Source organism: Collinsella aerofaciens, from assembly GCF_040920445.1.
Lineage (GTDB): Bacteria > Actinomycetota > Coriobacteriia > Coriobacteriales > Coriobacteriaceae > Collinsella > Collinsella aerofaciens_BH.
Genome location: NZ_JBCOTQ010000005.1, coordinates 56101 through 62217, shown reverse-complemented (window position 1 = coordinate 62217; position 6117 = coordinate 56101). Strand labels below are relative to the sequence as shown.

The following is a 6117-nucleotide window of genomic DNA, read 5'->3' as shown; positions in this document are numbered from 1 at the left end:
GTCCTACATCCTCAAGCTCGGCCACATGGTCGACGACAAGATCCACGCCCGTTCGACCGGCCCTTACAGCCTGGTTACCCAGCAGCCTCTGGGCGGCAAGGCTCAGTTCGGCGGCCAGCGCTTCGGCGAGATGGAAGTTTGGGCACTGTACGCTTACGGTGCTTCCAACGTCCTGCAGGAGATCCTGACCGTCAAGTCCGACGATACCGTGGGCCGCGTCAAGACCTACGAGTCCATCGTCAAGGGCGAGAACGTTCCGGTCCCGGGTATCCCCGAGTCCTTCAAGGTTCTCGTCAAGGAGATCCGTTCCCTCGCGCTGGACATCGAGCCCATGCACGATGCTGACGAGGACGCCTCCGCCCCTGTGACCGCCGAGGAGACCTCTGCTCTCGACGACCTGGCTGCGCTCGCCGGCGTTGACGCCGACGTCGAGGCCCAGGATGCCGAGACCGCCGAGGCGCCCGAGGCTGTCGCCGCCACGACCACTGATAAGGAGTAGTTGACTGTGGCAGATTTCGAAGCTACTGATTTTGACTCGGTAAAGATCTCCCTTGCCTCCGCCGACCAGATCCGTTCCTGGTCGCACGGTGAGGTCAAGAAGCCGGAGACCATCAATTACCGTACCCTCAAGCCCGAGAAGGACGGCCTGTTCTGCGAGAAGATCTTCGGTCCCGCCAAGGACTGGGAGTGCTCCTGCGGCAAGTACAAGGGCATCCGCTTTAAGGGCATCGTCTGCGAGCGCTGCGGCGTCGAGGTCACCTCGGCCAAGGTGCGTCGCGATCGCATGGGCCACATCGAGCTCGCCGCTCCCGTGTCCCACATCTGGTACTTCAAGAGCCCCACGAGCTTCCCGATGAGCCGTATGCTCGACATCAAGTCCAAGGACCTCGAGAAGGTTCTGTACTTTGCCAGCTACATCATCACCGAGGTTGACTACGAGGCTCGCGAGGCCGACGCCGATGACCTGCGCGAGGAGCTCGCCGCCGATCTGGAAGAGATCGATGCCGAGTGCGCCCGCCAGATCGAGTCCCTCAAGGAGCAGGGCAACCCCGAGAACTTTGACGAGTTCTCCGACGAGGAGCCGCTGACCCCCGAGGAGATCGCCTCTGGCATCGTCGACATCGAGGAAGAGTGCAAGGACGAGAAGCAGCTCCGCACGGACGCCTTCAACGCCTTCATGAAGCTCAGCGAGCGCGACCTCATTTCCGATGAGCCGCTGTTCCGCGAGATGACTCGCTACTACTCCATGTACTTCAAGGGTGGCATGGGTGCCGAGGCCGTCCGCGACCTGCTCGCTGCCATCGACCTCCCCTCCGAGGCCGAGAAGCTCAAGGCCATCATCGCCGACGAGGACTCCCAGAAGCAGAAGCGCGAGAAGGCCGTTAAGCGCCTCGAGGTCGTTGACGCCTTCCTGAAGGGCGGCAACAGCCCCGCGAACATGATCCTGGATGTCATCCCGGTCATTCCGCCCGATCTGCGCCCGATGGTCCAGCTCGACGGCGGCCGCTTCGCCGCGTCCGACCTCAACGACCTGTACCGTCGCGTGATCAACCGTAACAACCGACTCAAGCGCCTGCTCGACCTGGACGCCCCTGCGATTATCGTGAATAACGAGAAGCGCATGCTCCAGGAGTCCGTGGACGCCCTGTTCGACAACGGCCGTCGTGGTCGCCCGGTCTCTGGCCGTGGCGGTCGCCCGCTCAAGTCGCTCGCCGAGGCCCTCAAGGGCAAGCAGGGTCGTTTCCGTCAGAACCTGCTGGGCAAGCGTGTCGACTACTCCGGCCGTTCGGTAATCGTTACCGACCCCAAGCTGCTGCTGCACCAGTGCGGTCTGCCCAAGACCATGGCGCTGGAGCTCTTCAAGCCCTTCGTCATGAAGCGCCTGGTCGAGCTTGGCAAGGTCGAGAACATCAAGGGTGCCAAGCGCGCTATCGACCGCGGTGCCACCTTTGTGTGGGATATCCTCGAAGAGGTCATCGACGGCCGCGTCGTGCTGCTCAACCGTGCACCGACCCTGCACCGTCTGTCCATCCAGGCCTTTGAGCCGGTGCTGGTCGAGGGCAAGGCTATCCACCTGCACCCGCTGGTCTGCTCGCCCTTCAACGCCGACTTCGACGGCGACCAGATGTCTGTCCACGTGCCGCTGTCCAGCCAGGCTCAGGCCGAGGCCCGCGTGCTCATGCTCTCTGCGAACAACCTGCGCTCGCCGGCATCCGGCAAGCCGGTCAACATCCCTTCGCAGGACATGATCATCGGTGTGTACTACCTCACCCAGGTTCGCGAGGGTCTGCCGGGCGAGAACCACGTGTTCTCGAGCTTCGACGACGCGCTGCACGCCTATGACTGCCGCTCCGAGGTCGACATGCAGGCCAAGATCCAGGTCCGCGTGTCCGCTGCCGATGCCAACGTTATCAACGAGGACGGCACCCGTATCTTCCGCGTCAAGAACGGCAAGAACGAGTTTGTCGACTACGACGTCACCGGCAACAAGACCGCGCGCTTCGAGACCTCTATCGGCCGCATCATCTTCAACCGCCAGTGCCTGCCCGAAGACTATGAGTTCATGAACTACAAGATGGTCAAGGGCGATGTGGCCAAGCTGGTTGCCGACTGCTGCGATCGTTACCCTGAGGCCAAGGTCGGCCCGATCCTCGACGCCATCAAGTACTCCGGCTTCCACTACGCTACCCGCGCCGGCCTCACCATCTCGGTGTGGGACGCTCTCATCCCTGCCGAGAAGCAGGAGCTGCTCGATCGCGCCCAGGCCAACGTCGACCAGATCAACGAGTACTTCGAGGAGGGCTTCATCAACGAGACGGAGCGCCACATCGAAGTCGTTAACGAGTGGACCGCTTGTACCGATAAGGTTGCAGCGCTCATGCTCGACATGTTCGACGAGGAGAACCCGCTGTACATGATGGCCGACTCCGGCGCCCGTGGTTCTAAGACCCAGCTGCGTCAGCTCGGCGGCATGCGTGGCCTGATGGCAGACATGTCCGGCGAGACGATCGACCTTCCCATTAAGGCGAACTTCCGCGAGGGCCTGCTGCCGCTCGAGTACTTCATTTCGACCTACGGCGCCCGTAAGGGCCTGGTCGATACCGCATCCCACACCTCGGACTCTGGTTACCTGACCCGTCGTCTGGTCGACGTGGCCCAGGACGTCATCGTCCGCGAGGAGGACTGCGGTACGCGCGAGGGCGTTACCTACAACCTCATCATCCCCGGCACCACCGATCTCAACACGGACCTCGTCGGCCGTTGCTTCATCGAGGACGTCGTGGCCCCCGATGGCACCGTGCTCTTTGAGCAGGACGGCTACATCGAGAAGGTTGCCGACATTCAGAAGATGGTCGATGCCGGCCTTAAGAAGGTCAAGCTCCGCGCGCTGCTCACTTGCCGCTCCAAGTACGGCGTGTGCCAGAAGTGCTACGGCTGGGATCTTTCCACCCGTCGTCCGGTCGCCATCGGTACCGCGGTCGGCATTATTGCCGCCCAGTCCATCGGCGAGCCCGGTACGCAGCTTACGATGCGTACCATTCACTCCGGCGGCGTCGCTGGCGTCGACGATATTACGCAGGGTCTGCCTACGGTCAGCCGTATGTTCGATATCGTCGGCAACGTCAACGAGAAGATCCTGGGTCGCGAGGCCGAGCTGGCTCCGTACTCCGGCCACCTCTCGATTAAGCCCGAGAAGTCCGAGTACGTGCTGACGCTCACCGACTCCGAGGATCACACCCGTGTCCTCGACGAGCGCCGCGTCCCCGCTTCGGTGCGCTTTATGCCCGAGATCGAGGACGGCTGCGAGGTTCGCGCCGGCGACCAGATCACCAAGGGCTTCGTCAACTTCCGCAACCTGCGCAAGCTGACCGATATCGAGTCGACGATGCACACCTTCGTCGAGAGCGTCAAGGACGTCTACACCAGCCAGGGCGTCGACCTGAACGACAAGCACATCGAGGTGCTCGCACGTCAGATGCTGCGTCGCGTTCAGATCACCAACCCCGGTGACTCCAAGTACCTGCTTGGTCAGTACGTCGACCGCTACGAGTTCGCCGACGAGGTCGAGCGCGTTGCCCGTCTGGGCGGTCAGGCTCCCGTGGCCGAGCCCGTCATCCTGGGTACGCTCAAGGTCGCGTCCAACATCGACTCCTGGCTGTCGAGCGCTTCGTTCATCCGTACCGCTGGCGTCCTTACCGAGGCTGCCATCGAGGGTAAGGTCGACCACCTGCTCGACCTTAAATCCAACGTCATTGTCGGTAAGAAGATCCCGGCTGGTACCGGCCTCAAGCCGTACGCCAACGCCAAGCTGACGTATCGCACGGCCGACGGCTACGTGGACATCGACGGCCCGGCTTCGCCCAACGCCAAGTCGCTGCCCGAGTGGGCTCCTGTGGAGCTCAAGGACCTGGACGAGCAGCTCCCGCAGCAGCTCGACTGGGCCGGCTACGACGAGTTCGGTGGTGCTGACGGCTCGTTCACCCGCAACGGCCACACCATCTCCGCCGAGAAGGCTCGTCTGTACCTGTTCGACGACCTGGGCGTGTCGCAGCGCTGGACCAACAAGTTCAGCGAGGTCGGCATCGAGACGGTCGGCGACCTGGTTGGCAAGTCCGAGGAGGATCTGCTGCGCATCGATGGCATCGGTGCCAAGGCGATCGAGGAGCTCCGTGACGGCCTCGAGGCCCACGATCTGCTCTACATCCTCGAGAACAACGACGACGTTGCCGACGAGGAAGACCTCTCGCAGCTGCTGCAGATGGTCTTTAGCCCCGACGGTCCGGACGATATCCTGCTGGGTACCTCCGCTCCGACGCATCACGCCGACGCCGACGAGGAGCTCCTGGGCGCCCCGATCGACGACAAGAAGGCTCCCGCCAACGGCGCGATCAACGAGGACATGGCTTCCCTCGACGAGCTGCTCAACCAGCTCGTGGACACCGACGACGCCGAAGAGGCCAAGGACAACGACGAGGAGTAATTAGTTCCGCCGTTCTAACGAACGGCGGCGACCTCCGTCGCTGCGCGGCCCCCAGAGCTACAATCTGTCATTCAAAAGGCAGGGCATGACCAAAAGGTCAATGCCCTGCCTTTTTCATGCCACCTTGTACGCTCTGGGGGCCGCTCGCTTGCGTATGCTCAACCTGTTGCGTTCCGCTGATTCCTTGGGGATTTGCCAATAAGGGACAGGTTTATTTTGGTAGGTTTTTCCTGCTTGAATTTGAAACATTTCGTCCGGTCAAAGCGTATCTATGGTGAGGGCCTCATCGAGAACCATTAACGTCACCGGGAGGTGATTATGGAAGAACAAACATTTAGACAGGCAGTCGAAGATCACCGGGATGTCGTGTTTCGAATCGCATTGACGTATCTGCGCGATCGTGCCGATGCCGACGATATTGCCCAAGACGTCTTTCTTAAGTTGCTTAAAAGCGATGGACACTTTGAAAGTTGGGAACATCTTCGCCGCTGGCTTATCCGGGTCACGATCAATGAATGTAAATCGCTCTTTCGAAAGCCATGGAGGCGTGTGGAGGATATTGAGAACCTGGCCGATTCGCTTTCGGCGGCGCAGGATGAGACCGAGGCAGTCCTGTCAGACGTTATGCGACTTCCGGAGCGATTCCGTGTTCCCATCGTGCTCTATTACTATCTAGGCTTTTCGACTTCAGAGATTGCCGAGTTGTTGCATGTACCAGCCGCGACCGTTCGAACGCGTTTAGCTCGTGGTCGATCGAAGCTCAAATTCATCCTAGAGGAGGGCGACCGTGAAATCCAATCAAATCAAGCAGGCCTTCGAGTCCATCCAAGCCGATAGCAATCTTGCAGATCGCGTCCTAAATACCGCTGCGGGTGAGTTGCTTCATCGAAAGGGCCACGCGAAGTCTCTCTATGTTGCCGTAATCGGATGTCTCGCCGGAGTGTTGGCGACCGGAGGGGTCGCCTACGCCGTTATCAATTCCAGCTATTTTGCCTCAGCCTGGGGAAACCACGGCAATGGGGATTCCATTACCTGGACCAACGGCGGCTCATCGGGGGCTAAATACACCTACACCAGAGAGTTTGGTGATGGCATCGCGCCCCAAAGCCTGGAAGGCGCAGTCCAGGAGGTTAATC

At 61.0% G+C, this 6117-nt stretch carries 4 protein-coding genes; all 4 read left to right on the top strand.

The genetic code is table 11. The features are described 5' to 3' along the window. A partial coding sequence (locus AB5405_RS01505) for a DNA-directed RNA polymerase subunit beta (protein ID WP_497463232.1) occupies window positions 1-499 on the top strand: 499 nt, incomplete at its 5' end. Between the two features lie 6 nt (window positions 500-505). Continuing rightward, window positions 506-4981: a DNA-directed RNA polymerase subunit beta' gene (locus AB5405_RS01500; RefSeq protein WP_368137353.1), complete on the top strand. Its 4476-nt coding sequence runs from the start codon at window positions 506-508 to the stop codon at window positions 4979-4981. A gap of 318 nt (window positions 4982-5299) precedes the next feature. Next, a complete protein-coding gene (locus tag AB5405_RS01495; protein WP_368137351.1) occupies window positions 5300-5818 on the top strand; it encodes an RNA polymerase sigma factor in 519 nt (172 codons plus the stop codon). Then, window positions 5769-6117 (top strand): hypothetical protein (locus AB5405_RS01490; RefSeq protein WP_368137350.1); only part of this gene is annotated, 349 nt, incomplete at its 3' end. The genes AB5405_RS01495 and AB5405_RS01490, both read left to right, overlap by 50 nt.